Raw genomic sequence first — 26718 nt, forward strand, 5'->3', positions numbered from 1 at the left:
GGGCTCGCCGGGCAGGAGGCCGACGAGCGCGTCGCGCAGGGCGGGGCGCCGGCCGCTCACGAAGCGGTGCAGGGTCCGCGAGGCGAAGGCGACGCGCTGGGCACTGCGGCGGCGCTCGCCGTCGTACGCGCGCAGGGCGGCGGGCAGGCCGGCCCGCCCGTGGGCGGCGACCGCGTGGGCCAGGGCCTCGACATCGAGGCCGTTCCTGCCGTTCCTGCCGTTCACGCCGTTCGTGCCGTTCCGCACGGCGTCCCTCCTCGGCCCGCGCACCACGCGATCCCGCGAGCACGCCCACGACTACCACACCTGCGGTACCACGGCTGTGGTTAAGTGGCAACGTGAATCAGGACCGGAGGGACCGGCTGCGCGACGCGGCCGTCACCGTGCTGGCGGGAGCGGGCGGGCGCGGACTGACGCACCGTGCCGTCGACATGGCTGCCGCCGTACCGCTGGGCACGGCCAAGAACTACTTCCCGACCCGCGACGCGCTCCTGCGGGCCGCCGCCGAACGCTGCCTGGAGCAGTACCGGGCACTGACCGCCCGCCTTGCCGGAGCCGGGCCGGGGCCCGCCGACCGGGCCGGCCTGGCGACCCTGCTCGCCGGACTGCTGCGCGACGTGGCCGGCCCCGGACGGCCGCGCGTACTCGCCTACCTGGAGCTCCAGACCGAGGCGGCGCGGCGCCCGTGGCTGGCCGCACTGCTGGACCCGATCGGCTCGGCGGACTTCGCGGCGCACGAGCGGCTGCTGCGCGCGGCCGGGCTCGCGGCCGGACCGGACCGGGCCCGGGCCCTCACGCTCGCCCTGCACGGTGCGATCCCCCACCTGCTGGCCGGGGCGCCGGACACCCTCGCCGCCGCCGGACTCGACGACCCGGACGGCTTCGCACGCGGTGTACTGGCCTGCGTATGCCCCCAACCGCCCGAGGAGGAAACGTGATCACTCAACTCGACCGCGCCGTCGGCGCCGTCCTGGGCTCGGCCGTGGGTGACGCGCTCGGCGCGCCCTACGAGTTCGGTCCCGCCGGGGAGTTGACGGCCCGCGGCGAGGAGATGCGCGGGGGCGGCGGCTGGGATCCGGGCGAGGCGACCGATGACACGCAGATGGCCGTCCTGGTCGGCGAATCACTGCTGGAGCACGGCGGTCTCGAACTCCCCGATGTCTTCGGGCGGTTCCAGCGCTGGGCGGCCGGCCATCCCAAGGACATCGGGCTCCAGACGGAGGACGTGCTGACCAGCGGCGAGGCCTGGGACCTGGCCGCCGCACTGCACTTCCAGATCAACGCGCGGGCGGCCGGCAACGGTTCCCTGATGCGGGCCTCCACCTCGGCGGTGTACTTCGCCGCCGACGGACGGGAGGCGACGATGGACGCCGCCCGACGGATCGCCGCGCTGACGCACGGCGACCGGGCGGCCTGGGAGGGCACGGCCGTACTGCACGAGCTCGTACGGGTGGCTCTCGGCGGGGACGATCCGCTGGCCGCCCTCCCCGAGGTGCTCGGCGCGGTGCACCCCGACCACCGAGAGCGGTACCGGGTCGTCCTCGGCCCCGACTGGCATCCGGCGCTGGCCACCGAGTTCAACGGGGCGGTGTGGCCCTGCCTGGGCTCCGCGGTGTGGGCGCTGCGGACGACCACCGGGTTCGCCCCGGCCGTCCGGGCCGCCGTGGACCTCGGCGGGGACACCGACACGGTGGCGGCGGTCACCGGCACCCTGGCCGGAGCCCGCTACGGTCAGGCGGCGATCCCGCCCGAATGGACCGCCGCGCTACACGTACCGCTGCCCGGTTTCGGCGACCGGGTACTGGACGCGTCCGCACTGGGCGAGCTGGCCCGCTCGCTGGCGGAACATGCGTAGCGGTCGGGCGGATCAGCCTCGGGCGCTGACCGCAGGCACCGCGCGGTCAGCGCCGTGGCAGCGGTTTCGCGCCGGACCGGTGGCGGCCGGGACGAGGTCGAGGTCCTGCGGGGTCATCTCCCGACGGGCGCGCCCTCACCCACGAGCAGCCGCCCTTCGGCGTAGCCGAGCGCGGCGGCGGGGAGCTCGCCCTCCTGCCCGCTGAGCAGGACGGTCAGGGTTCCGGTACGGGGCAGACCGGGATCGGGGAGGGCGCCGAGGCGGCGCAGCGCCTGTACGGCGACGGGCTCGGCGGAACCGTGGAAGCGGAGCTCGGCGCCGCCGGTCCGCTCGGCCAGGGCGGCGCGGATGATCGCGTCGACGAGCTCGTAGTGCGTGCAGCCGAGGACGATGTCGGTGGCGTCGGTCGGGGTCAGCGCGGCAGCAGCGGCGACGGCAGCCGCGATGGCGGCGTCGTCCCCCACTTCGACCGCGTCGGCGAGCCCCGGGCAGGGCACCTCGGTGACCCGGGCCCCGGCGGCGAAGTCACGGATCAGCCCGCGCTGGTAGGGGCTGCCGGTGGTGGCGGGGGTGGCCCAGATGGCCACGCGCCCGCCCGCGGCGGCAGCGGGCTTGATCGCGGGCACGGTCCCGATCACCGGGATTCCGGGTTCGAGCTCGGCCCGGAGGGTGGGCAGGGCGTGCACGGAGGCGGTGTTGCAGGCCACGATCAGCGCGTCCGGCCGGTGCCCCGCGGCGGCCCGGGCCACACCCACAGCCCGCCCGGTCAGATCGTCGGGGGTACGCGGCCCCCAGGGCATGCCGAGGGGGTCGGAGGAGAGGACCAGATCGACGTCGGGCCGCAGCCGCCGCATCTCGGCGGCCGCCGCGAGGAGGCCGATTCCGGAGTCCATGAGGGCGATCTTCACCTGGTCACCTTAATCGAAGCCCGACCCGAAAACCCCAAACGGAGGCCCACGGCGGCCGGAACCCGGCTGTGCCGCAGGGGGACCCGAAGCCGGCCCGACGGGAGACGCCGACCCCCTCGAACCTGGAAACCCGCTGGCCGGCACCCCCTCCGAGCCGTACCCGCGCCGACGCGAGCCGCCCGAGGCGGGAGGTCCCCCGCGGGGGCGAGCGCACGAGAACCGGCCAAGGGGCTGGAGGTGGGGGCGGCTGCCGGGACCGCCCCCCGCCATCACCGAGCGCACGGACCCCGCCACCTCGGCCCCCGACCCCCCGAATGCGCGACATGCCCCGAAAGGTTCGGCAGACTGCGCGCATGGGCCTTCTCTGCGCCGCCTGCGCGTCCCTTCTCGTCTGGATCTGGCTCACGCTCGCCCAAGGCATGTTCTGGCGGACCGACGTGCGGCTGCCGCCGCGCAGTGCCCCCGCCCGCTGGCCCTCCGTCGCCATCGTGGTCCCGGCCCGGGACGAGGCCGAGGTGCTCCCGTGCAGCCTGCCTTCGCTGCTCGCGCAGGACTATCCCGGCGAAGCCGAGGTCATCCTGGTCGACGACGGCAGCACCGACGGGACCGGCGCCCTGGCCCGGCGGCTGGCCCGGCAGCAGCCCGGGCTGCCCCTCACCGTCGTCTCCCCCGGCGAGCCGGAACCCGGCTGGACCGGGAAGCTGTGGGCGCTGCGCCACGGCATCGCGCTGGCCCGGACCGCTCGTGCCAGCGAGCCCGAGTACCTCCTGCTCACCGACGCCGACATCGCGCACGAGCCCGACAGCCTGCGCGAGCTCGTCGCGGCCGCGACGACCGCCGAGCTCGATCTGGTCTCGCAGATGGCCCGGCTCCGTGCCGTCAGCCCGTGGGAGCGGCTCGTCGTACCGGCCTTCGTGTACTTCTTCGCCCAGCTCTACCCCTTCCGACGGATCAACCGCCCGACCGGCCGGACCGCCGCCGCGGCGGGCGGCTGCGTCCTGCTGCGGACCGGGGCGGCGGTGCGGGCGGGGGTTCCGGATTCGATCCGGCACGCCGTCATCGACGACGTCTCCCTCGCGCGCGCGGTCCGGCGCTCGGGCGGCCGGATCTGGCTGGGGCTCGCGGAACGGGTGGACAGCGTGCGTCCGTACCCGGCACTCGCCGACCTGTGGCGGATGGTCTCGCGCAGCGCGTACGCGCAACTGCGTCACCAGCCCCTACTGCTGGCCGGGACGGTGGCCGGGCTCGTGCTCGTCTACCTCGTCCCCCCCGCCGCCCTCCTGGCGGGGCTGGCCGGCGGGCACGCCGCCACCGCGTGGGCGGGCGGGCTCGCCTGGCTGTTGATGGCCGGCACCTATCTCCCGATGCTGCGGTACTACCGCCAGCCCGTCGTGCTCGCCCCGCTGCTTCCGCTCACGGCCTTCCTGTACCTCCTGATGACCGTCGACTCGGCGGTCCAGCACTACCGGGGGCGCGGCGCGGCATGGAAGGGCCGTACCTATGCCCGCCCAAGTGATGCCTGAAACGACAAACCGCCCACCGGGCCGATGTCATCCCAGGTCACCGTGTTGTGACGCTATGTCAGCAGCACATCCGTGCAACACCCAACCGGTGAGTACGAGTAGGAACAACCCGGTGTGGAAGTGGCGAAAACGTGCACGTGAACGCGAAGTGAAGCGTGTGGCTCTGACCTGCGAATATGCAGGTCAGCGCGGTGTTCGTCACACCTCGCTATGGACCCGGTGAAGTCGTGGGCTTAACTTAGGTCCCATGACCTCCCCCCGCTCCACTTATGGCGGCGGTTACTACTCCGCGCCCTCCTTCCCGGACACCCCCATCTACGACTCCCTCGTCGCCGAACGCGGCACTCCGCAGATCGCCCCGATCCGCGTTCCGGCCGCGTACGACTCCCCGAGCGCCGGCTATTCGAGCGGTGGGTACCTCCCGGCCCTCGCCTCCTCGCTGCCCGCGCTGCCGGCCGCGCTGCCCCCGGCCGTGCCGCAGCAGCAGCAAGCCCCTGCGTACGGGTACCCGTACCAGCAGGCGGCGCCCGCGCCGATGCCCCTGCAGAACGCGCCCGCCCCGTACATCCCGCAGCAGCAGCCGGCCGTGGCCCGCGCGGGTTACATGCAGCAGGCGCAGCCGCAGCAGCCCCGGCCGGTGGCCATGGGCACCGGGTACGAGGCGATGCGTCCGGCCGCTCCGCGCCCGATGCAGGTTCCGGCTCCGGTTCCGGCCGCCTCGTACGAGGACCCGTACGGCCGCCCGTACCAGGGGCGCGGCTACTGACGGGCCCCCGGGCGCTCACTGGGGCGTGCGCGGGAGCTCCTGGCAGGATGCTCCCATGTCGAACTTGTATGTCCAGGCGCTCCACGTCCATCCCGTCAAGTCGGTAGCGGGGACAGCTCCCGACGAGGTGGCCGTGGAGCCCTGGGGTCTGTCCGGGGACCGGCGGTGGGCACTGGTCGACACCGAGGGCACGGTCATCACCCAACGCCAGCAGCCCCGGCTGGCGTTGGCCGCGGCGCGTCCGCTGGGGGGCGGCGCCATCGCGCTGTCCGCTCCGGGCATGGCCGAGCTGGTCGTGGAGGCGCCTGCGCCGGGTCCCCTGGAGCCGGTCGTCCTGTTCGGCAAGAAGATCGAGACCGTGGTCGCGTCGAGCGCCGCGGCCGACTGGTTCAGCGCCTACCTGGGGGTGCCGGCGCGGCTGGTGCACATGGACGAGCCCGCCGTGCGGCGGCCCGTGGACCCGAAGTACGCGCTGCCGGGTGAGTCGGTGAGCCTCGCGGACGCCTATCCGGTCCTTCTCGCCACCCTCACGTCGCTGGACGCCCTGAATGCGCTGATCGCGCAGGGGGACCATCCCGAAGAGGGTCCGCTGCCGATGAATCGATTCCGCCCGAACATCGTGGTCGCCGGCGCCGAGGCGTGGGCCGAGGACGACTGGCGGCGCATCGCGATCGGCGACGCCGTGTTCCGCGGCGTCCGGGAGTGCGGGCGGTGCATCGTCACGACCACGGACCAGGCGACGGCGGAGCGCGGCAAGGAACCGCTGAAGACGCTGGCCCGACACCGGCGGATCGGCAAGTCGCTGGCCTTCGGGCGGCAGCTGGTTCCCGTGCGGGTGGGAACGGTGCGCGTGGGCGACGAGGTCCGCGTCCTGGAATGACACCTTCGGGCGGCTCTGGAGGATCGCTGGAACCAAGCACCACGGGCGGGCCGTTGGTGCATTCGACAGGTGTGACGGGAAAGTGCGCGGGCTCGGCTTAGACCACCGGGACCGTGCACCGGATCGGGTGACAAGGCTGCCGCGCGTCCCGGAATGCGGTTTTTCGGGGCATGCGGGAGGCTTGGACCGCAGGCAGACGGAGACTGGCACAAGTTGGGGGAGCCGGACCGTGTGGACAGCAATGGGTGTGTGGCGTTGGCGGCGCAATCCGCTGCGCCGGACGACTGACCTCTTCGAGGCATGGGTGGCGTTCGCCGCGCTGGTGTGCGTCCTGTTGGTGGCTCCGGCCGTCGGCACGGTCGCGGGCCTGGAGGTGGACGGCACGCTTCAGCGTGCCGCGCGTGAACAGCGGCAGGAGCGGTACCTGGTCCCGGCGGTGGTGGTGCGGCCTGCCGCGGTCCCGCCCGCGGGGACGGAGGCCGATCCGTCGGCGCAACGGCAGGCCCCGCAGCGTACGCAGATCGTGGCGGCCTGGACCGCGCCCGACGGCAGCAGCCACCAGGGCACGGTGCCGGCCGCGGAGGAACCACCGCAGGCCGGTGACCGGTTCCGGATATGGACCGATACGCAGGGCCGGCTCGTGGGGCGTCCCCTCGACCGGTCCTCGGCGAGCGTCCACGCGGCGGTGGTGGGCCTGGCCGCCGCCCTCGGGGCGGCCGCGCTGGTGGAGACGGTCCGCCGGTTGGTCGTACGAAGGCTCATGCATCGTCGGTACATACGGCTGGACCGCGCGTGGGCGGCGGCGGGACCGGACTGGGGCCGGGCGGGCGCGGGCAGCTGACCTGGCATCTCACCGGCCCCGCGCGCGCTACGGTGGAGCGTCGGAGCCGGGCCGCTGCCACTGCAGGGGCGGCGGCGGCGGTCTCAGTCGCTTCGACAGCGTGAGTACGAGGGCGGGGGCACGACAGAACCATGGCACAGGGCACGGTCCAGGTGACGCACGGCGGGTCGTCGCGGTGGCGGCGCCGCTCGGTTGAGTATCCGACGCTGGCCGCCGCGCTCGCCGTCGCGGGCGACGGGGACGTGCTGTCCGTCGGCCCCGGCACCTACCAGGAGAACCTGGTGCTGAACCATGCCGTCATCCTGCGCGGGCCGGAGGGCTCGGTGGGTTCGGTGCGGATCGCCCCGCTCGACGGGGTCGCGCTGACCGTGCGCGCCTCGGCCGTGGTCCAGGACCTGCATCTGGAAGGGCAGGACCGGGCGGCGCCCGCGCTGCTCGTCGAGGAGGGTTCCCCCGAGCTCACCGACCTCCGGGTGAGCACCCGGTCGGCGACGGGCATCGAGGTGCGCGGCGGGGCCCGGCCCCTGGTGCGGCGGTGCACGGTGGAGAACCCCACGGGCATCGGGATCTCCGTGTTGGACGGCGGCGGCGGGGTGTTCGAGGAGTGCGAGGTGGTGGCGGCCGGGCAAACCGGGGTGTCCGTCCGCGGCGGTGGAAGTCCGCGTCTGGAGCGCTGCCGGGTCCACCATGCGTCGGGGGCGGGCATCGCGGTCACCGGCGAGGGTTCGGGCCTGGAGGCGCTGGGCTGCGAGGTGTACGAGATCAAGGGGACGGGCGTGCAGGTCGCCGCGCGTGCCGCGGCCCGCCTCACCGACTGCGCGGTGCACCGCACCTCGGCGGACGGGGTCACCCTCGACACGGACGCCGTGCTCACCCTGGCCGGGTGCGACATCCACGACATCCCGGAGAACGCGGTGGACCTTCGTTCGCGTTCGGTGCTCACCCTCAGCCGCACCACGGTCCGCCGGTTCGGCCGCAACGGTCTGTCGGTGTGGGATCCGGGTACCCGGGTGGATGCCGAGTCCTGCGAGATCCACGACAGCACGGGCGACTATCCGGCGGTGTGGATCAGCGACGGGGCCACCGCCTCGCTGAGCTCCTGCCGCGTCCACGACGTGCCGGACGCGGTGTTCGTCCTGGACCGGGGCTCGCGCGCCGATGTCGTCGACAGCGATCTGTCGCAGGTGCGCAACACGGCCGTCTCGGTCAGCGACGGCGCGACCGTCCAGGTCGACGACTGCCGGATCCGCGAGGCGGCGACCGGGGCCTGGTTCCGCGACCACGGCAGCGGCGGCACCCTCGCCAACTGCACGATCGACGCCGTCCAGACGGGGGTGATCGTCACCAAGGGCGCCGACCCGACCGTGGAGCGGTGCACGGTCAGCTCCCCGTCCGAAGCGGGCTTCTACGTATCTGCGGGCGGCCGCGGTAGCTTCCAGGCCTGCCAGGTGACCGGCAGTTCCGGTTTCGGCTTCCACGTCCTCGACGGTTGCCGCACCGCGCTGACCCGCTGCCACACCGAGCGCTGCGCGCGCGGGGGTTACGAGTTCGCCGAGGACGGCCCGGTCGCCGAGGAGTGCACCGGCGACGGATCGGGGTCGCGGCTCGCCGCACAGTCGGCCGCGGCCGGGGCACTGACCGGCGAGCGTCCGGGCATACGTACGGTGAGCGCGGTCGGCGACCGGGGCCCAGGGCCGGCGCAGGTGCCGGCTCCGCGCCCCGCGGAGGAGACGGGCGGGGGATCATCGGCGGCGCGCGGCTCCGGCGAGGTGCTGGGCCAGCTCGACGCGCTGGTGGGCCTGGAGAGCGTCAAACGCGAGGTGCGGGCGCTCACCGACATGATCGAGGTGGGTCGGCGGCGGCAGCAGGCGGGGCTCAAGGCCGCTTCGGTGCGCCGTCATCTGGTCTTCACCGGCTCCCCCGGCACCGGCAAGACGACGGTGGCCCGGCTCTACGGAGAGATCCTCGCCTCGCTCGGGGTGCTGGAGCGCGGCCACCTGGTGGAGGTCTCCCGTGTGGACCTGGTCGGTGAGCACATCGGCTCCACGGCGATCCGTACGCAGGAGGCGTTCGAGCGGGCGCGCGGCGGGGTGCTGTTCATCGACGAGGCGTACGCGCTGGCGCCGGAGGACTCGGGCCGGGACTTCGGGCGCGAGGCGATCGACACCCTCGTGAAGCTGATGGAGGACCACCGGGACGCGGTCGTGGTGATCGTCGCCGGGTACACGGCGGAGATGGACCGCTTCCTGACCGTCAATCCGGGGGTGGCCTCCCGGTTCTCCCGGACCATCACCTTCGACGACTACGGCCCGCAGGACCTGCTGCGGATCGTGGAGCAGCAGGCGGAGGAGCACGAGTACCGGCTCGGGAAGGGCACCGCCGAGGCGCTGCTGGCGTACTTCAAGGAGCTGCCCAAGGGTCCGGCGTTCGGCAACGGCCGTACGGCCCGGCAGACGTTCGAGTCGATGGTCGAGCGGCATGCGGGCCGGGTGGCGCAGCTGTCGGACCCGGGCACGGACGAGCTCACACTGCTGTTCCCGGAGGATCTTCCGGCCCTTCCGGCCCTTCCGGCGCTGCCGGCTCCTTGCTGACCCTCGGGCCCGGTACGGCGCGCGTGCCGGACCGGCCGCGACGGGCGGGTCCGGCCAAGCGGGCCAGGAGGGCATCGCGTTCGGCGGCGAAGGCCGGGTCGGCCTGGTAGTCGAAGTGGCCGAGGATCGGCGCGGGCAGCGGGTGGCCGGCGCTGCGCCCGTAGGCGAGCGGGTCGGCGAGCGGCCCCCGGTCCACGGAGCCGGCCGGAGCCGCCGGCCCGGAAGGGGCTCCCGGGCCGGGAGGCGCCGGAGGGGGTGTTGGGCCGGGAGGCTCCGGAGGGGGTGTCGGATCGGCCGGGGCGGCGGCCGGGCCGGGAGCCGGGGCGGTGGTGTCGCGGACGTCCGGGAGGACCGGGCCGCCGATCGGGTCGGTGGCCCGCCAGAGGTTGCGCCAGCAGTCGACGTCCCCGTGCAGCGCGGCGAGCTGCCTCGGGCCGAAGTACGCCGGGAACCAGCGTCCGTAGAGCCGCCGGAGCGGGGAGCCGTAGGTGAGCAGGGCGACCCGGCGGCGGACCTGCGGCGGCAACTGCCAGACGGCGGCCGCCGCGAGGACGCTGCCCTGGGAGTGTCCGGAGATCACCAGGCGGCCGCCGGTGCGGCCGGTCCAGCCGGTCATGCGCCAGGTCAGGTCGGGGACGGCGCGCTCGGCGTAGCAGGGCGGCGCGAACGGGTGGGCGGCCCGCGGCCAGAACGTGCCGACGTCCCAGAGCACGCCGATGGTGCGGCGGGCGGCGGGGTCCCGGTAGGCGCGGCGGCCCCAGGTGACGAACGCGGCGATGCCGAGCCCTATCAGCCAGGACCCGGTGTCCTGAGCGGCGCGGGCGGCGGTCGCCAGCAGCGGGTGGAATCCGCGGGCGGCCTCGCCCGGCACCCGGCCGCTGAGCCAGGCTCCGGCGAGGGCGCCCGCGCCGAGCAGCAGGGTGATCCCGGAGACGGCGGCCACGAACCAGGGCGCCGAGTCGGTGAGCGCGGCGGCGGCGCGGGCCCCGGCGATCCGGCGGCTGCGGTCCTCGTCGGGCGCCTCCCCCGGGTACTCGGCGGCCACGGTGGCGGCGAGCCGGCGCCGCGCGCGGACTCCGCGCACCGCGAACCAGGCGGCGAGGAGGGCCAGTACGAGGAGTAGCGGGGGCAGCACGGCGGCCTGCCAGGACAGCAGCACGGGCGGCGCGGGCACGGGCGGACCGGCCGTCGAGGGGGCGGCCCCGCCGTCGAGCCAGTCGGCGACGCGCTGGGCGACACCGCCGGACATGACCCCGCCGAGGGCGCAGCCGAGCATGGCGATGGCGGGCCCGCCGAGGCCGTACAGGGCGCTCGCCGGGTCGGGAGCCAGCCGGTACAGGCGGGCGGCGACGGCGGCGAGGAGCAGGACGCAGCAGCCTTGGCCGAGCATGAGCACGCCGAAGACGAAATCGCCGGGGAGCCGCCCGGTGGAGGTCCAGCCGGGGCGCGACCAGCCGGCGTACAGCAGGACGGCTGCGAGCAGGGCCAGGGCGGAGCCGGGCAGGAGGGTGATGGCGGCCCGGTCGAGGCGGTGGTCGGGGCGGGCCTCTGTGCGGCCTCGCCGGCAGACGACCCAGGCGACGGCGACGGCCCCGGCGGCGAGCAGGATCTCCACGGCCCAGCCGAGGAGGTCGAGCACGGGAATTCCGGTGCTGCGGTCGTAGCGGGCGGTGGGTGCGGCCACGGCGGCCGCGACGGTGAGCAGTCCGGCGGCGGTGTGTGCCGCACGCAGCCGGGCCACTATGCGCCGCCCGTACCAGAATCCGGGCCGGCCGAGGGCGGGCGCACCGTCCCCGGACGGGGCGGGGACGGCCGTGCCCGCGGGCGGCGACTGGGACTCGTACGCGCTCCACGTGCGGTTCGACAGGAACCACAGCAGCCCGGTCAGCGCGGCCGGGACCAGCGCACCGAGTGCGAGGCGCCGGCCGGGCTGGCCCCACCAGCCGCCGGGCTCCAGGAACCCGAGCCAGGACCGGGGGCCGGTGCAGGCCCTGGTGCCCGCGCACTGCCAGGCGAGGAGGTCGAGCGCGACCTCGCAGGCGGCCGCGATCAGCAGCAGGGTGAGGCTGAGCGCGAGGACCCGTACGAGGACCCCGTACGTGCGGACCGCGCACGGCGCCGGACCGGTGGCGGGCGCGGCCGGCCGGGCCCAGTGGGCGAGGTTGACGACCATGAAGGGCAGGAGCAGCAGCCACAGGGCTCGGGAGCCGTTGCCGGAGGTGAGCCGGGACCAGCAGTAGGCCTCGACGACGGGACGGCCGGCGTACCACTCGGGGTGGGCCTCGGCGTCGGCGTCCGCGGCGCGGCGGAACACGGCGGCGGTCGAGTCCCCGGTGATCCGAACGGTGCGCGGATCGTCGAGCAGCTCGTCGGGAGGTGCGCCGTGGACTCCGTGCACGCGGAGTTCGAGGGCGAGGGGGCGTGGGGGTGTGAGGAGTTCGAGGGCCAGGGGATGCGGGGGCTGGGGGGTGTCCGGCACGGCGGCCTCCGCTCGCGGGGGCTGGATCAGCGCGGATCCAGCATCCCGCGCGGCACGCCGCGTGCCTAGGCCCCCTCCGGGCGATCTTCCGGAGCCGGAGCCCGCGGCCGGCCGGCCGGGGGCTCGTACGCGAACCGGCGCCGTGGGTACCGGTCGTACGGGAATCGGGGCCCGGCGGGGGCACGGAGGGGCGCGGATGGACCGCAGCGGGGCCACAGCGGACATCTGACGGAGCGCCAGCTAAGGTACGCACCACTCGCACGTGCGTGCCGCCGTACACCCCCAGGAGGGACCGCCATGGCTCGCCCACTCCGCCCGGTCGGGCTGGACTTCATCGAGGACGCCCCGGTCCGACTGACCTTCACCGCGCGGACGGCGGCGGGACCGGAGGCCGTGTACCGCGCCCTGGCCGAGGACGTCGAGGGTTGGCCGCGATGGTTCGGGGCGGTGACCATGGCCCGGCCGACGCACGGGGGCGCGGGGCGGGAGGTCCGGCTGGTGGGCGGAACCCGCTTCCAGGAGACGATCATGGCGGCGGAGCCGAAGTGCCGCTACGCGTACCGGGTCGACGAGACCAACGCGCCCGGGGTCCGGGCCCTGTTGGAGGAGTGGCGGCTGCGCCCCGCCGGCCCGGGCACCGGCCGGGGCACCGGCACCCTGGTCCGCTGGACCTTCGCGGCCGACGGTCCGGCGCTGTTCCGGCTCGCGCTCGCCGGCGCCCGTCCGGGCCTGGGCCACTCGTTCCGCTCGGCGGTCCGGGCGTTGGACACCCGGCTGTCGGCACACCGTCCGGCCGGTCAGTAACACGGAGTTCGGATCGGGGGGGGCGGCAGCCAGATCGCCGTAGCCGCCGGCCTCCCACGCCCTCCGCCCACCCGGCCCGCCCAGGACGGCCCCACGGCCCCCCACGGGTCAGCCGGTCTGCCGGGCCTGCCAGGCCTGCCGGGCCTGCCGGGCCTGCCGGGCCTGCCGGGCCTGCCGGGGCACTGCGGGCGGCGCCCGGCCGGTCAGGCCGCCGGCTCGCGCCAGACGCCGGTCGCCAACAGGGTTTCGAGGGTCTCCGTGTACGGGGCGATGTCCAGGCCCTGCGCGGCCAGCCACTCGTCCGAGTAGTACTTGTCCAGGTAGCGGTCGCCCGGGTCGCACAGCAGCGTGATCACGCTGCCCTTGCGCCCCTCGGCCACCATCTCCGAGATGATCTTCAGTGCGCTCCAGACGCCCGTACCGGTGGAACCGCCCGCCTTGCGCCCGATGGCCTGCTCCAGCGCCCGGCACGCCGCCACGCTCGCCGCGTCCGGCACCTTCATCATCCGGTCGATGGCGCCGGGCACGAAGCTCGGCTCCATCCGCGGTCGACCGATGCCCTCGATGCGGGAGCCGCAATCGCTGCTCGCGTGGGGGTCGTTGTTGGTCCAGCCGTCGAAGAAGCAGGAGTTCTCCGGGTCCGGTACGCAGACGCGGGTGTCGTGCTGCATGTAGTGCACGTAACGCGCGATGGTCGCGGACGTACCGCCGGTGCCCGCGGTCGCCACGATCCACGCGGGCTCGGGGTAACGCTCCAGGCGCAGTTGCTGGTATATGGATTCGGCGATGTTGTTGTTGCCGCGCCAGTCCGTCGCCCGCTCCGCGTACGTGAACTGGTCCATGTAGTGCCCGCCCGTGCGGGCGGCGAGTTCGGCGGACTCCTCGTACATCTTCATCGGGTCGTCCACGAAGTGGCATTCGCCGCCGTGGAATTCGATGAGGCGGCACTTCTCCGGGCTGGTCGTGCGCGGCATGACGGCGATGAACGGCACGCCGATCAGCTTCGCGAAGTACGCCTCGGAGACGGCGGTCGAGCCGGACGAGGCCTCGATGACCGGGCGGCCGGGGCGGATCCAGCCGTTGCACAGCGCGTACAGGAAGAGCGAGCGCGCGAGGCGGTGCTTGAGCGAGCCCGTCGGGTGCGTGGACTCGTCCTTGAGGTAGAGGTCGATGCCCCATTCCTCGGGGAGCGGGAAGCGCAGCAGGTGGGTGTCGGCGGAGCGGTTGGCGTCGGCCTGGACCTTGCGGACGGCTTCCTTCAGCCAGGCGCGGTAGTCCGCGTCGCTACGGTCGACGTCGATCGTCGTAGCTGTCGTACCGGAGGTACGGGTGGTGCTCATGCGCCTTGCTCCTTCGTGCGGTTTCACGCCCCCTGCTTTCGCAATGTACCTCCCTCACCTGCACAAACGGTCACTTTGGGTATCCATGAGGATCGCTTTCGATCGCGTTCGGTTGCATACACGCGCACCGTGGGTGACCCTGGTGGAGCATTACCGAGGGTGCAGCACCCGTAACACTCATGTCGGGGAGTCGCAGCCGTGATCAGTCATTCACGCAGGCACTGCGTAGTCGAACTGCAGGCCTTGCCGTCCCGGATCGGACAGATCCGAAGGATCGTTTCGGCGCAACTGCGCCACTGGCAGCTCGATCCGCTCATAGACCGGGCTGCGCTCGGTGTGACGGAGCTGCTCAGCAACGTCCACCGCCATGCGCAGCCGGACAAGACGTGCACCGTCGAGATCGAGCTGCGGCTGGGGCGGCTCACCGTCTCGGTGTACGACAGCGATCCGCGGCTTCCCGTCCTGCGGGAAGCGGCAGCGGACGCGCTGGAGACCTGCGGGCGCGGGCTCGCGCTGGTCGCGGCGGTCAGCGAGGCCTGGGGCGCGCGGAACCAGGACGACACTCCCGGCAAGGTGGTGTGGTTCTCGCTCCGGGCGGCCCCGGCGGCCCCCGCGGCGCAGCGTCCGACCGGCAACGGCTCCAGGCCCGTACGGGAGCCCGCACCGGCGGTGGTCGTCGCCGTGGACCCGGGCGCCGTCCCGACCGCGATCCCGGTGGCGGCGTCGGTCGGCGCCAGGCCCGGGTAGGGGTTCCAGCGCCGCGTCCGGCGCCTGCGCGGCCGAGGGGCCGCGGGGGGGCTGGTGCGGGAGCGCGGCGCGGGGCCGCGGGCGGCCGTCTGCGACGCCCGGGGCGAGCAGGCCTAGGCCGCCGCCCCCAGGGTGCCCAGCGGGTCGTCCAGTACCGGCTGCCATGCCAGTTCCGCCGCGCCGACCAGGCTGTTGTGGTCCAGGGTGCACGGCAGGATCGGCACCCCTCCGCTGCGCCCCCACAGGCTGCGGTCCGCGACCACCGCGCGCAGCCGCTCCGGGTCCGCGTGCAGCAGTTCCCGGTGCAGCCCGCCGAGGATGATCCGGTCCGGGTTCAGGATGTTCACCAGTCCCGCGAGGCCCAGGCCGAGGCGGTCGATGAGCTCCTCGGTGGCCGCCCGTACCGCCGGCTCCGCGTACTCCTCGCGCAGCAGGTCCCTGGCCTGCTGGAGCAGCGACACCTCGGGGCCCGGGGTGCGGCCCGCCGCGGTCAGGAAGGCCAGCGGATCGGCCTCCACGTCCAGGCAGCCGCGGCTGCCGCAGTGGCAGGCCCGCCCCTCCGGGTTGACGGTGAGGTGACCGACCTCCAGGGCGAGGCCCGAACTCCCGCTGTGCAGCCGCCCGTCCAGCACGAGCGCACCGCCCACCCCGCGGTGGCCGGTCGCCACGCACAGCAGGTGCTGTGCGCTGCGGCCCGCGCCGTGCCGGTGCTCGGCGAGCGCGGCGAGGTTGACGTCGTTCCCGGTCAGGGCCGGGCCGTCGATGCCGGCCGCCTTCACGCACTCCGTGAAGATGTCCCGTACGGGAGACCCGGCCGGCCACGCCAGGTGCAGGGGGTTGAGCGCCGTGCCGTCCGGCTCCGCGACCGCCGACGGCACCGCGAGGCCCGCACCGATGCAGCGGCGGCCGGTGTCGGCGAGCAGCGCCGCGCCCGCCTCGACGACCGCACCGAGCACCTGCGCCGGGTCCGCGGACACGGTGACCTTGCCGGGGGCGGTGGCCACGATCCGGCCCCCGAGCCCGACCAGCGCGGCCCGGAACCCGTCGGAGTGCACCTGCGCGGCGAGCGCCACGGGGCCGTTCTCCGCGATGGACAGCCGGTGCGAGGGGCGGCCCTGGGTGCCGCCCGCGCCGCCCGGGCGGGAGTCGACCCGGATCAGGCCGAGCGCCTCCAGCTCGGCGGCGACGGCCCCGGCGGTGGCGCGGGTGACGCCGAGCTCGGCCGTCAGGACGGCCCGGGTCGGGGCCCGGCCCGTGTGGACGAGCTCCAGCGCCGGGCCGAGGGCGCCGCGGCCCCGCTCCAGCTTGGTCCTCGCCGACGCCGACACCGATGCGGACGCCGATGCGGACGCCGCCTCCCCCACCCGCTGCGGGGCCCCGTTGCCGTTCATGACAGCGATCCTCGCATGATCGGCGGTGTGCGCGGCGCCCCGGTCAGTCGGGGCCCGTCCCCAGACCGCCGACGCGCAGGGTGATGTTCAGTCGCCCGGTCAGCCCGAGCCCGGGCGGTGATGTGCCGGGCAGGATCTTCGGCACGCCGTGATAGGCCTGCCGGGCGGGGCCGCCGAAGACGAACAGATCCCCGCTGAGCAGCCGGACGTCCTGGTACGGCCGGCCGCGCGAGGCGGTGTTCCCGAAGCGGAAGACGCAGGTATCGCCGAGGCTGAGCGAGACGACCGGCGCCCCGGACTTCTCCTCGGCGTCGCGGTGCATGCCCATGCGGGAGTCGCCGTCGTAAAAGTTGATCAGCGCGATGTCGTACGCGGACCTGTACGGGTCCGCGGCCGGTGCCGCTGCCGCTGCCGCTGCCGGCCGGCCGGCGGCGGTGACCGCCTCGCGCCCCAGCTCCGCGAGCCAGCCGGGCATCGGTTTGACCGGTGCCCCGTCGCCGTCCACGGCGGTGCGGGCGTACCCGTACGGATACCAGTGCAGCCCCAGGCACACCTGGCGGGCGGTCATCGTGCCGCCGCCGGGTGTCCGTACGGTGCGCAGGCCCGCCGGCGGCCGCGCCCAGGCCCGGCAGGCGTCGAGCAGCTCCCGCTGGCGCTCGGGCCCGAGCCAGTCGGGCACGTGCACGGCGCCGGGGGCGATCTCGGTCCGCTCGCGCGGGAAGAGTTCCCCGTCCATCACCCCATTGTGACCGGCCGGTGCGACACTGCCCGCATGAAGATCACGGAGTATGTGGAGACCCTTGCACGGGAAGGCGAGTTGCTCGCCGAATCGGCCGAACGGGCGGGTACGGACACCCCCGTGCCCACCTGTCCGGGGTGGCGCGTCGCCGATCTGCTGCGGCACACGGGCGCGGTGCACCGCTGGGCCGCCGGGTACGTCCGGGACGGGGTCGTGGAGCCCGGCCCGTTCCCCGAGGCCCCGGAGCTGGCCGGCGCCGAGCTGCTGGCCTGGTACCGGGAGGGCCACGAGGCCCTGGTCCGGACGCTGACCGAGGCCCCGGCCGACGTGCAGTGCTGGACCTTCCTGCCGACGGCCGCGCCGTCACCGCTGGCCTTCTGGGCGCGCCGGCAGGCGCACGAGACGGCCGTGCACCGGATGGACGCGGAGGCGGCGCTGGGCGTGGCCTACGCGCAGGTGGCACCGGAGTTCGCCGAGGACGGCGTGGACGAACTCCTGACCGGCTTCCACGCGCGGCCGCGCAGCCTGATGCGGACGCAGGAGCTGCGGGTGCTGCGGGTCCGCTCCGCCGACACGGGCGCGGTGTGGACCGTACACCTGTCGCCGGAGCCGCCCCGTACGGTGGCGGGCGACACGGGCGACCCGGCGGACTGCGAGGTGATCGGCGAGGCGTCGTGGCTGTACGCGGCGCTGTGGAACCGGCTCCCGCTGATGGGACCCGGGGTGACCGGCGACGAGGCGCTCGCGCGGCAGTGGGTGGAGACGGCCGGGATCGGCTGACCCGAACCGGCTGGCAGGGATCGGCTGACCCGGGCCGGTAGCCCCGGGCCGGTTGACCGGGCTCCGCCGCGAGCGGTCCGGGCGGGGGTCCGAGGGCGCTCGGAGCTTGCTCAAGGCGCTCTTGTGACCGTGCGGTACGAGCTGTGACACTGCGCGCATGGGGCGACGTACGCAGGCGGACCGCGACGCGATCACGATAGAGATCGGCTACGCGTTCGTCAGCGCGTGCTTCGCCGCCGCGCTCGTGTTCGCAGCGGTGTACGGGCCCGCCCTGGTCTTCGAGGTCTCCCCCACCACCGATGCCGTTCTGACGGTGGCGGGCGGGGTGTCGGCGGGGGTGGTGTTCCTGTTGCGGATCACCCACGTCCTGTGGCGCTTCGGCCGCCGCCCGGAGAACGAAGGGCGCTGACCGTCCCGTTCGGATCGCGCCGGGAGCACGACCCGGCGGCCGGCGCAACCCTGACGATCGTCGCGGGTGCGGGCCGCCGGATCAGCCGAGGGTGGCGGCGTACCCGGTCTGGCTGCGGTACTTCCAGCTCGGCGACTCGTCCCACGGGTTGGGCATGATCGTGCCGGTCGCGTACGCGTACCCCGCGCCGCGGTCGAAGGCCGTGCGGAGCGTGGCGCGCATGGCGGCCGCGTCCGGAACCCCGTGGACGAGGTGCCAGAACGCGGTGCCGGTCGGGTCGAGTTCCATACCGGAGCGGTAGCCGCCCGAGGCGCCGAAGACGTTCCCGCCGAGCCAGCCGGCTCCCGTGTACGCGGCGTAGGTGTCCTCGTAGGTGACGAAGACGTCCGCGGTGCGGTGGCCCGGCTCCAGGTAACAGTCGGCGATGGCGGTGCCGGGGTTGTCGACCACCAGGTCGGCGGCGGTGGGGTCGGCGGCGTCCATGGTGTCCTGCACGTACTCGCGCAGCTGTGCGTAGTGGTCGCGGGTGACGTTGGCGGGGCCGCAGTCGCGGCTGACGACGTCGAAGAAGATGCCGTCCACGTGCAGGCGGCCGTCGCGCGTCTTGAGGTAGTTGTCGACGGAGGCCTTCACCGCGGCGATGTCGCGGTTGCCGTGGTCGGTGTGGACGTAGCCCAGCACCTTGGTCTTCTCCCCGGTGGCGGTGGTCCCGGCGCGCAGGGCGTCCGCGCGGGCCTGCCAGCGTGCGTCGAAGGGGGCGTCGCCGTTGCCGGGATTGAGGACGATGACGGAAGCGGCGGGCGTGGTGGAGACGAGGTCTCCCAGCATCGGGTCACCGGCCGGTGCGTACGCGGGAACGGCGATCTCCAGGCCCCGCACACCGGGTATCCGAGGTCTCGGGGCCGGGGCGGCTTCCTCGGCCGTGGTGCCGGCCGAGGCGGTGACGGCGGGGGCGGGGGCGGCCAGTAAGGACGTGACCAGGACGGCGTACAGGGCCTTCACGGCGCGGGCCATGGCTGTTTCCTCCGGCGAGGGGCGGGGGCAGAAGCACGGGGGGGCGACCCGACGAACACTAGACGGGAGCCCCTTCGGCGAAAGCCGAACCACTCGCATTGGTTCGAGGAACAGACAAGCGACCTGTCACCTCATCACGTGAGCCGCCGTCATGCGGCGGGCAGGCCGACCCCGTGGGCCAGTTGGCCCACGGCGTGCGCGAAGAAGGTGTCCCGGTCCTCGACGACCCGGTTGAACTGCCCGAACAGTTCGAAGGAGATGAGGCCGACCAGCTGCGCCCAGGCGGCGACCAGGGCGGCGGTGACTTCGGGCGGCAGCCCCGTGCCGAAGTCCGCCGTCATCCGGACGGCTTCGGGGCGCAGGGCTGCGGGCAGCGCCGGCAGGGCGAGGCCGCGGCCGGCGAGGGCGGCGCGGAGGATGTCGATGAGGACGTTGGCGACGCGGGAGGCGGGACCGACGGTGTCCATCGGGGCGCTGTAGCCGGGGACCGGGGAGCCGTAGATGAGGGAGTACTCGTGCGGGTGCTCCAGGGCCCAGGCACGGACGGCCTCGCAGACGGCGAGCCATCGTTCGCGGGGCACGCCGCCGCCGGCACCGGCACCGGCACCGGAGGCAGCAGCAGCGAGGGCGTTGGCGTCGGCCTGCTCGGCGGCGGCGCCGACGCTGTCGTAGGCATCGACGATGAGGGCGGTGAGGAGCTCGTCACGGCTGGGGAAGTAGCGGTAGAGGGCCGAGGAGACCATGCCCAACTCGCGGGCGACGGCGCGCAGCGAGAGTTTGGCGGCGCCCTCTGCGGCGAGCATGCGGCGCGCCTCGTCCTTGATGGCGGCGGTGACCTCGATACGGGCCCGCTCCCGGGCCCCGCGCACGGTACTCATGGGTAGAAGTGTGCCACGAACGCAGAGCAGTGCCCAAAAATTGGATCGCCGCTCCTTTGTGAGAGCACTGCTCTTGTTTTGGTGCGGCGATCCGTGCACACTGTTCTCAAGCGAGAGCACCGCTCTCCCAGAATCGCGGAGGCAGCCATGAACGCACCCACCCCCTACTACGTCCAGGGCGGCCCGTTCGAAATCCGCTTCAACTCCCTCTTCGGAAAGCTGGCCCGGTTCGGCATCAGCCTGGCCGGCACCGCCGAGCTGTCGGTGCGCGGCCGCACCTCCGGCCAGATGCAGCGGATCCCCGTCAACCCGCACACGTACGAGGGCGAGCAGTACCTGGTGTCGGCGCGCGGCCACTCCCAGTGGGTCCGCAACATGCGGGTGGCGGGCGGCGGTGAACTGCGCGTGGGGCGCAAGGTGCGCGCCTTCACGGTCACCGAGCTCACCGACCCCGTCCAGAAGGCCGCCGTGCTGCGCGCCTACCTGGAGAAGTGGGGCTGGGAGGTCAACCGGTTCTTCCAGGGCGTCACCGCGCAGTCCACCGACGCAGAGCTCCAGGCGGCCGCCGGGGACCACCCGGTCTTCCGGATCACGGTCTCGAACTGACGCGCAGGACCCCCTGCCCGTCGAATCCCGTCGAATCCCGTCGAGTGCCTGCGAATCCCGTCGCGTCCCGGCGCCGCCCACAGCAGTGGCGGCCTCGCCCGCGCCTCCCGGACAAGACCGCCACCCTCGAACGCCCACCGGCCGCGGTAGCGACCCCCGTCACGGGGGCCCTGCCACCGGGCCGGCCACCGGGCCCGGCCCGGGCCCGATCCCCGTCTAGGCCTTCTCCCTCTCCGGATCCTGGCCCTGCCCCTGGCCCTGGCCCTGCTCAGGCCCCTGGTCCCGGTTCCGGTTCCGCGCCTGCTTGCCGTCCAAGACGTGCAGCGCCTTGCGAGCCATCGGGTACGTCCGCACCATGTCGGGCAGCGTCGTCGCCCCCCGGGTGATCCGGGCGAAGGCCAGCCAGGCCGGGCGGAAACCGGTGATCGCCGCGTGCATCAGCCCCGGCCGGGCCTCGAACGCGGTCAGCATCCGCTTGCCGACGCTCATCTCCACGCCCAGTCCGGCCTTGACGGCGAACGCGTAGTTGAGGGCCTGGCGGCGCGCGTCCACCGCGTCCTGCGCCTCCGAGATCTTCACGGCCCACTCCCCGGCCAGCCGGCCCGAGCGCAGCGCGAACGAGATGCCCTCACGGGTCCACGGCTCCAGCAGCCCGGCCGCGTCGCCCGCGACCAGGACCCGGCCCCGCGACAGCGGCGAATCGGGCTTGCGGCAGCGGGTCAGGTGCCCGGAGGAAACGGAGGGCTCGAAGCCCGCGAGTCCGAGACGGGCGATGAAGTCCTCCAGGTACCGCTTGGTCGCGGCGCCGTCGCCCTTCGCCGCGATGACCCCGACGGTGAGGGTGTCGCCCTTGGGGAAGACCCAGCCGTAACTGCCGGGCAGCGGGCCCCAGTCGAGGAGCACGCGCCCCTTCCAGTCCTCGGCGACCGTCTCCGGTACCGGGATCTCCGCTTCCAGGCCGAGGTCCACCTGGTCCATCTCGACCCCGACGTGCGCGCCGATCCGGCTCGCGCTGCCGTCCGCGCCGACCACCGCGCGCGCCAGGACGGTCTCCCCGTCGGCGAGCACCACGGCGACCGTGCGCCGGTCGGGCACTGCCGCGCCGTGCTGCTCGACCCGTGCCACGGCGGTACCGGTACGGACGGCGGCTCCGGCCTTCTCGGCCTCGGCGACCAGTGCCGCATCGAACTCGGGCCGGTTGATGAGCCCGAACAGCATCTGCCGCGAACGGCGGGTCCGGGTCAGCTTCCCGTTCAGCGAGAAGGTGACGGCGTGGATGCGGTCCTTGAACGGCAGGACGAAACCGGGCGGAAGGGCATCGCGCGAGGGGCCGATGATGCCGCCGCCGCAGGTTTTGTACCGGGGTAGTTCGGCCTTCTCCAGCAGCAGTACGCGCCGCCCCGCCGTCGCCGCCGCGAACGCGGCCGACGCGCCGGCCGGTCCGGCGCCGACCACGACCACGTCCCACACCTCGCCGGCTCCGCCGGTGCTTTCGGCCATCCCGTCCCCCGCCTTCCGAGCGGTCTGCCCTGCTGCTGAGTCGGGTCCCCCGACGGTGCTGTCGTCGCTGCTCACGATGTGCTGCTGCTCCTGATCATGCGGTTGCTCCGATGCAGGGAAATCCTACGGCGCGAGTCCGGCCCGTCCTGCTGTGCGAGGATCGGCTCTGTCTTTCGCCGTACCCGGCATACGCCCACCACGCGGATGCGGGCGGCGTACACGTACACAACGTCGCACCCAAAAGGAGCGTGCCCATGTCCCAGAATCCGATCGCCGAGACCATCGCCTCGCTGATGCCCCGCGCCAAGCAGGAGCTGAGCGAGCTGGTGGCCTTCCAGTCGGTGGCGGACTGGGCGCAGTTCCCGAAGAGCGAGAGCGAGGGTGCGGCCGGCTGGGTCGCCGACGCGCTGCGCGCCGAGGGCTTCCAGAACGTGTCCCTCCTCGACACCCCCGACGGCACCCAGTCGGTGTACGGCTTCCTGCCCGGCCCCGAGGGTGCGCCGACCGTCCTGCTGTACGCGCACTACGACGTGCAGCCGCCACTGGACGACGCCGCCTGGATCTCCCCCGCCTTCGAGCTGACCGAGCGCGACGGCCGCTGGTACGGGCGTGGCGCCGCGGACTGCAAGGGCGGGTTCATCATGCACCTGCTGGCGCTGCGCGCGCTGAAGGCAAACGGTGGTGTGCCGGTGAGCGTGAAGGTGATCGTCGAGGGCTCGGAGGAGCAGGGCACCGGCGGCCTCCAGCAGTACGCCGAGGCGCACCCGGAGCTGCTGACCGCGGACACCATCGTCATCGGCGACGCGGGGAACTTCCGGCTCGGCCTGCCGACGGTGACGGCGACCCTGCGCGGCATGACCCTGATCAAGGTGAAGATCGACACCCTCGGCGGCAACCTGCACTCCGGCATGTTCGGCGGCGTCGCCCCCGATGCGCTGGCCGCGCTGATCCGGCTGCTGGACTCGCTGCGTGCGGCCGACGGTTCGACCACGGTGGACGGCCTCGCTTCGGACGCCGTCTGGGAGGGCCTGCAGTACCCGGAGGCGGACTTCCGCGCCGACGCGAGGGTGCTCGACGGGGTCGAGCTGATCGGCGAGGGCACGATCGCCGACCGGCTGTGGGCCCGCCCGGCCGTCACGGTGCTCGGCATCGACTGCCCGCCGGTGGTCGGCGCCACCCCCTCGGTACACGCGAGCGCCGGCGCGCTGATCAGCCTGCGCGTGCCGCCGGGCGTGGACACGGCCGAGGCGATCAAGCTGCTGGAGGCGCACCTGGTGGCGCACACCCCGTGGCAGGCGCACCTCGAACTTGAGGTCGTGGGTCAGGGCCAGCCGTTCCAGGCGGACACGAGCAGCCCGGCGTACGCGTCGATGGCGGCGGCCATGCAGGTGGCGTACCCGGGCCAGGAGATGCAGGTCAGCGGCATGGGCGGATCGATTCCGCTGTGCAACACGCTGACGTCGCTCTACCCCGAGGCGGAGATGCTGCTGATCGGGCTGAGCGAGCCGGAGGCCCAGATCCACGCGGTGAACGAGAGCGTCTCCCCGCAGGAGCTGGAGCGCCTGTCGGTCGCGGAGGCCCTGTTCCTCGTCAACTACGCGGAGTCCAAGCGCGGCTGACCTGCGCTACGGGCGAACTCCGCTCCCGGTGAAAGACGGGCCGGGAGCGGAGCCGGCGGACCTACGTTCGGGGCATGGATCTCGTCGAAGTGCTCCCGCAGCGGCTCCACATGCTCCGCTTCCCGATCGGCCAGGCCTACCTCTGGCAGGACGGCGAGGCCCTGACCCTCGTCGACGCCGGCCACGCCGGGTCCGCGGCGGCGATCGAGGAGGCCGTCCGCTCCCTCGGGCTGGACCCGCGGCGGCTGGAGCGGATCGTGTTGACCCACTGCCACCGCGACCACGTCGGGGCCGCGGACGAGCTCGCCGGCCGCTGGGGTGCGCAGGTGGTGGCGCACCGGCTGGAGGCTCCGGTGATCCGGGGCGAGCTCCCGGTCCCGGATCCGGTCCTGCTCGACTGGGAACTCCCGCTGTACGAGCACGGCCTGACCGTGCCGCAGGCGCCGCCGACGCGGGTCGACCGCGAGGTCGAGGACGGCGAGGCGCTCCCGTTCGGCGACGGGGCGGTGGTGGTCCACGCCCCGGGCCACACGCCGGGCAGCATCGCCGTCCACCTGCCGCGCCACGGAGTGCTGTTCACGGGCGACTGCGTCGCGGCGGTGGGCCAGGTGATGCTGGGCGTGTTCAACGTGGACCGGGCGCAGGCCCGGGCCTCGTTCCGGCGCCTGGCGGCGCTGTCCCCGTCGGTGGCCTGCTTCGGCCACGGCGACCCCCTGACGAAGGACACGGCGGCAGCCCTCCTCGCGGCTGCGGCGTCGCAGCCGTCCCTCCCGTAACCGTGGTCCGGCGCGGGTGACGCCGCGCCGGACTACGGGGTGGGGCGGCCCGCCTCCAGGTACAGCGGGCGGCCCCGCTCCCGCGCCCGCAGCGCCCAGCGCAGCCGTTCGTACCGGACCGCCGGCAGCAGTCCCGCCGCCTCCTCCTCCGTCACGAACTTCCAGGCCCGCAGCTCCGGCCCCGGCAGCCGGAGCGCGGCCGCGGCGGCGGCCGGGAGGCAGCCCCCGTCGAAGAGCAGCCGCAGCCCCCCGTACGCCGGAGGCATCGGCGGCTCCCAGTCCACGACCAACAGCCCCGGCACGGCGTCCAGCGTCAGGCCCAGTTCCTCCGCCACCTCCCGGACGCCCGCGCGCCCGGGTGCCTCGCCCGCTTCGACGACCCCGCCCGGAAACTCCCAGCCCGGCTTGTACGTCGGATCGACCAACAGCACCCGGTCCTCGTCGTCGAAGAGCAGCACCCCCGCCGCGACCGTCTCGCGCGTCGGCTCCGGGGTCTGCACGATGTCGCAGACCCGGGCGGCATCGGTTCGCACGGCTTCGGCGATCCGCTCCGCCGTCTCCCGCACGCTCAGGGTCCCGTTGTCGATGACGTGCGCGTCCGCGCCGAGCCAGCCGTGCAGCGCCTGCTGGTACACCGGGATGTGGTCGTACGCCCATTGCCGCACCCGCACGTCCACGTCCGCCGGGTCCCCCGGTTCCTCGCGCGTCGCGATCCGCTCGCGCAGGATCGTTTCCTCTGGAGCGAGCAGCACATGCCGCACCGAGATCCGGCGCGCCGCCAGCCCGCCGAAGATCTCGTCCCGGTACTCCTGCCTCAGCAGCGTCATCGGCACCACCAGCACCCCGCCCAGCTCCGCGAGCATCGCGGCGGCCGTGTCCACCACCAGGCGCCGCCAGCTCGGCAGGTCCTGGTAGTCGGAGACCTCCGCGAGGCGCTTGCGCGGTAGCAGTTGGCGTAGTGAGTCGCCTACGAGCTCCGGGTCGTACAGGGTGCTGTCCGGCAGGATCCCGGTCAGTTCGCGGGCCGTGCTGGTCTTCCCGGCGCTGAATGTGCCGTTGATCCAGACAATCACGTCTACCCCTCTCCCCATGGCTCGTCCGGAGCCCCCAGTGGCTTGCCCGCATCACCCTGCCACGGAAACCCGCTCACGGAGCCAGTGCTTATCCTCAAGGTCAGAGCCGTGCCCCGACCGCGCCCCGCCATCTCCGGAGGTTTCCGTCCCGTGCCGCAGACCCGCCGCCCGTCCGACCCCCGCTACGGCAACCGGCCGACCATGAAGGACGTGGCGTCGCGTGCGGGCGTGGGTCTGAAGACGGTGTCACGGGTGGTCAACGGCGAAGCGGGGGTCACCCCGGACACGGTCCGGCGGGTCCAGGAGGCCATCGAGGCGCTCGGGTTCCGCCGCAACGACAGCGCACGCGTCCTGCGCAAGGGCCGAACGGCCACCGTGGGGCTGGTCCTGGAGGACCTCGCGGACCCCTTCTACGGGCCGCTGAACCGGGCGGTGGAGGAAGTGGCCCGGGCCCACGGAGCGCTGCTGATCAACGGCTCCAGCGCCGAGGACCCGGACCGGGAGCGGGAGTTGGCGCTGGCGCTGTGCGCGCGCCGGGTGGACGGGCTGATCGTGATCCCGGCGGGGGACGACCACCGCTACCTGGAGCCGGAGATCCGCGCCGGTGTGGCCACGGTGTTCGTGGACCGCCCGGCGGGCCGGATCGACGCGGACGTGGTGCTGTCGGACAGCTCTGGCGGGGCCCGCGCCGGGGTGGCGCACCTGATCGCAGGCGGCCACCGCCGCATCGGCTTCATCGGGGACCACCCGCGCATCCACACGGCGACGGAGCGACTGCGGGGCTACCGCGCGGCGATGGCGGACGCGGGCCTGCCGGTGGCGCAGCCCTGGATCTCCCTCGGCTCGACGTCCCCGGAGCGCGTCGGCGAGGCGGCCCGGGCGATGGTGACGGGGCCAGACCCCGTCACGGCGGTCTTCGCGGGGAACAACCGGGTGACGGTGACCGTGGTGCGGGTCCTGGCCGAGCACCCGCTGCCCGTGGCCCTGGTCGGCTTCGACGACTTCGAGCTGGCCGACCTGCTGCGCCCCGGGGTGACGGTGGTCGCCCAGGACGCGGCGGCCCTGGGCCGGGTGGCCACGGACCGCCTCTTCCAACGGCTCGCGGGCGCCTCCCTCGACCCGGCCCGGATCGAACTCCCGACCCGGTTGATCCCCCGCGGCTCGGGCGAACTCCCGCCGGCCGTCTGAGACCCGCCGGC

The 26718-nt window shown here is 74.1% G+C and carries 24 protein-coding genes and 1 pseudogene; 15 read left to right on the forward strand and 10 right to left on the reverse strand.

Annotated elements, in window-relative coordinates; genetic code table 11:
• Positions 1 to 6 precede the first annotated feature (6 nt).
• Positions 7 to 198 (reverse strand): annotated as a pseudogene (locus tag OHA65_RS06010) (FAD-dependent monooxygenase); the annotation flags it as partial.
• A gap of 140 nt (positions 199 to 338) precedes the next feature.
• Between OHA65_RS06010 and OHA65_RS06015 the strand changes: the two are divergent.
• Together OHA65_RS06015 and OHA65_RS06020 are read left to right on the forward strand one after the other, a co-directional pair.
• On the forward strand, positions 339 to 938 hold the full coding sequence (locus tag OHA65_RS06015) for a TetR/AcrR family transcriptional regulator (protein ID WP_327282074.1): 600 nt from the start codon (positions 339 to 341) through the stop codon (positions 936 to 938).
• A complete protein-coding gene (locus OHA65_RS06020; protein ID WP_327286005.1) occupies positions 938 to 1855 on the forward strand; it encodes an ADP-ribosylglycohydrolase family protein in 918 nt (305 codons plus the stop codon). The genes OHA65_RS06015 and OHA65_RS06020 overlap by 1 nt, the downstream gene beginning before the upstream one ends.
• Positions 1856 to 1968: 113 nt before the next feature.
• On the opposite strand, the gene OHA65_RS06025 is transcribed toward OHA65_RS06020, so the two are convergent.
• A complete protein-coding gene (locus OHA65_RS06025; RefSeq protein ID WP_327282075.1) occupies positions 1969 to 2763 on the reverse strand; it encodes an aspartate/glutamate racemase family protein in 795 nt (264 codons plus the stop codon).
• Positions 2764 to 3116: 353 nt separating this feature from the next.
• Between OHA65_RS06025 and OHA65_RS06030 the strand changes: the two genes are divergently transcribed.
• From OHA65_RS06030 to OHA65_RS06050, 5 genes are all read left to right on the forward strand, one after another.
• A complete protein-coding gene (locus OHA65_RS06030; RefSeq protein ID WP_327282076.1) occupies positions 3117 to 4286 on the forward strand; it encodes a glycosyltransferase in 1170 nt (389 codons plus the stop codon).
• A gap of 247 nt (positions 4287 to 4533) precedes the next feature.
• Positions 4534 to 5052 (forward strand): DUF6643 family protein, encoded by a 519-nt coding sequence (locus OHA65_RS06035; RefSeq protein ID WP_327282077.1) that lies wholly within the window; start codon positions 4534 to 4536, stop codon positions 5050 to 5052.
• A gap of 55 nt (positions 5053 to 5107) precedes the next feature.
• Entirely contained in the window at positions 5108 to 5932 is an 825-nt protein-coding gene (locus OHA65_RS06040) for an MOSC N-terminal beta barrel domain-containing protein (RefSeq protein WP_327282078.1), read from the forward strand.
• Positions 5933 to 6161: 229 nt separating this feature from the next.
• Positions 6162 to 6773 (forward strand): hypothetical protein, encoded by a 612-nt coding sequence (locus tag OHA65_RS06045; RefSeq protein WP_327282079.1) that lies wholly within the window; start codon positions 6162 to 6164, stop codon positions 6771 to 6773.
• Positions 6774 to 6904: 131 nt separating this feature from the next.
• Complete coding sequence (locus OHA65_RS06050; RefSeq protein WP_328761870.1) at positions 6905 to 9364, forward strand: right-handed parallel beta-helix repeat-containing protein; 2460 nt, start codon at positions 6905 to 6907, stop codon at positions 9362 to 9364.
• Here OHA65_RS06050 and OHA65_RS06055 read toward each other — a convergent pair.
• Complete coding sequence (locus OHA65_RS06055; RefSeq protein ID WP_327286006.1) at positions 9297 to 11813, reverse strand: hypothetical protein; 2517 nt, start codon at positions 11811 to 11813, stop codon at positions 9297 to 9299. The two genes, OHA65_RS06050 and OHA65_RS06055, sit on opposite strands and share 68 nt — an antisense overlap.
• Positions 11814 to 12140: 327 nt before the next feature.
• Between OHA65_RS06055 and OHA65_RS06060 the strand changes: the two genes are divergently transcribed.
• Entirely contained in the window at positions 12141 to 12647 is a 507-nt protein-coding gene (locus OHA65_RS06060) for an SRPBCC family protein (protein WP_327282081.1), read from the forward strand.
• Positions 12648 to 12850: 203 nt separating this feature from the next.
• Here the strand turns inward: OHA65_RS06060 and OHA65_RS06065 are convergent, their stop codons facing one another.
• Positions 12851 to 13987: a PLP-dependent cysteine synthase family protein gene (locus OHA65_RS06065; RefSeq protein WP_327282082.1), complete on the reverse strand. Its 1137-nt coding sequence runs from the start codon at positions 13985 to 13987 to the stop codon at positions 12851 to 12853.
• 198 nt (positions 13988 to 14185) lie between these two features.
• Here OHA65_RS06065 and OHA65_RS06070 point away from each other — a divergent pair, with 198 nt between their 5' ends.
• Positions 14186 to 14734, forward strand: a complete 549-nt coding sequence (locus tag OHA65_RS06070) for an ATP-binding protein (RefSeq protein WP_327282083.1) — start codon at positions 14186 to 14188, stop codon at positions 14732 to 14734.
• A gap of 113 nt (positions 14735 to 14847) precedes the next feature.
• Here the strand turns inward: OHA65_RS06070 and OHA65_RS06075 are convergent, their stop codons facing one another.
• Together OHA65_RS06075 and OHA65_RS06080 are read right to left on the reverse strand one after the other, a co-directional pair.
• On the reverse strand, positions 14848 to 16125 hold the full coding sequence (locus tag OHA65_RS06075; RefSeq protein WP_327282084.1) for an ROK family protein: 1278 nt from the start codon (positions 16123 to 16125) through the stop codon (positions 14848 to 14850).
• Between the two features lie 43 nt (positions 16126 to 16168).
• Positions 16169 to 16861, reverse strand: a complete 693-nt coding sequence (locus OHA65_RS06080) for an alpha-ketoglutarate-dependent dioxygenase AlkB family protein (RefSeq protein ID WP_405761462.1) — start codon at positions 16859 to 16861, stop codon at positions 16169 to 16171.
• 36 nt (positions 16862 to 16897) lie between these two features.
• Between OHA65_RS06080 and OHA65_RS06085 the strand changes: the two genes are divergently transcribed.
• Positions 16898 to 17644, forward strand: coding sequence for a maleylpyruvate isomerase family mycothiol-dependent enzyme (locus OHA65_RS06085; RefSeq protein ID WP_327282086.1), 747 nt, complete (start codon positions 16898 to 16900; stop codon positions 17642 to 17644).
• A gap of 157 nt (positions 17645 to 17801) precedes the next feature.
• A complete protein-coding gene (locus OHA65_RS06090) occupies positions 17802 to 18053 on the forward strand; it encodes a DUF6332 family protein (protein WP_328761877.1) in 252 nt (83 codons plus the stop codon).
• An 81-nt stretch (positions 18054 to 18134) separates the two neighbouring features.
• Here the strand turns inward: OHA65_RS06090 and OHA65_RS06095 are convergent, their stop codons facing one another.
• Both OHA65_RS06095 and OHA65_RS06100 read right to left on the reverse strand, forming a co-directional pair.
• Complete coding sequence (locus OHA65_RS06095) at positions 18135 to 19067, reverse strand: spherulation-specific family 4 protein (protein WP_327282088.1); 933 nt, start codon at positions 19065 to 19067, stop codon at positions 18135 to 18137.
• Positions 19068 to 19216: 149 nt separating this feature from the next.
• On the reverse strand, positions 19217 to 19945 hold the full coding sequence (locus OHA65_RS06100; RefSeq protein ID WP_405761466.1) for a TetR/AcrR family transcriptional regulator: 729 nt from the start codon (positions 19943 to 19945) through the stop codon (positions 19217 to 19219).
• 147 nt (positions 19946 to 20092) lie between these two features.
• Here OHA65_RS06100 and OHA65_RS06105 point away from each other — a divergent pair, with 147 nt between their 5' ends.
• Positions 20093 to 20551, forward strand: coding sequence for a nitroreductase/quinone reductase family protein (locus OHA65_RS06105; protein WP_327282090.1), 459 nt, complete (start codon positions 20093 to 20095; stop codon positions 20549 to 20551).
• Between the two features lie 216 nt (positions 20552 to 20767).
• Here the strand turns inward: OHA65_RS06105 and OHA65_RS06110 are convergent, their stop codons facing one another.
• Positions 20768 to 22051 (reverse strand): geranylgeranyl reductase family protein, encoded by a 1284-nt coding sequence (locus tag OHA65_RS06110; RefSeq protein WP_329312841.1) that lies wholly within the window; start codon positions 22049 to 22051, stop codon positions 20768 to 20770.
• Between the two features lie 254 nt (positions 22052 to 22305).
• Here OHA65_RS06110 and OHA65_RS06115 point away from each other — a divergent pair, with 254 nt between their 5' ends.
• Together OHA65_RS06115 and OHA65_RS06120 are read left to right on the forward strand one after the other, a co-directional pair.
• Positions 22306 to 23670, forward strand: coding sequence for a dipeptidase (locus OHA65_RS06115; RefSeq protein ID WP_329312843.1), 1365 nt, complete (start codon positions 22306 to 22308; stop codon positions 23668 to 23670).
• A gap of 74 nt (positions 23671 to 23744) precedes the next feature.
• Positions 23745 to 24446, forward strand: coding sequence for an MBL fold metallo-hydrolase (locus OHA65_RS06120; protein WP_327282092.1), 702 nt, complete (start codon positions 23745 to 23747; stop codon positions 24444 to 24446).
• A 32-nt stretch (positions 24447 to 24478) separates the two neighbouring features.
• On the opposite strand, the gene OHA65_RS06125 is transcribed toward OHA65_RS06120, so the two are convergent.
• Positions 24479 to 25519, reverse strand: coding sequence for an NUDIX domain-containing protein (locus OHA65_RS06125; RefSeq protein WP_327282093.1), 1041 nt, complete (start codon positions 25517 to 25519; stop codon positions 24479 to 24481).
• 150 nt (positions 25520 to 25669) lie between these two features.
• Here OHA65_RS06125 and OHA65_RS06130 point away from each other — a divergent pair, with 150 nt between their 5' ends.
• Positions 25670 to 26707, forward strand: coding sequence for a LacI family DNA-binding transcriptional regulator (locus OHA65_RS06130; protein ID WP_327282094.1), 1038 nt, complete (start codon positions 25670 to 25672; stop codon positions 26705 to 26707).
• The last annotated feature ends 11 nt before the right edge of the window (positions 26708 to 26718 follow it).

This window comes from Streptomyces sp. NBC_00045 (assembly GCF_045041095.1).
GTDB lineage: Bacteria > Actinomycetota > Actinomycetes > Streptomycetales > Streptomycetaceae > Streptomyces.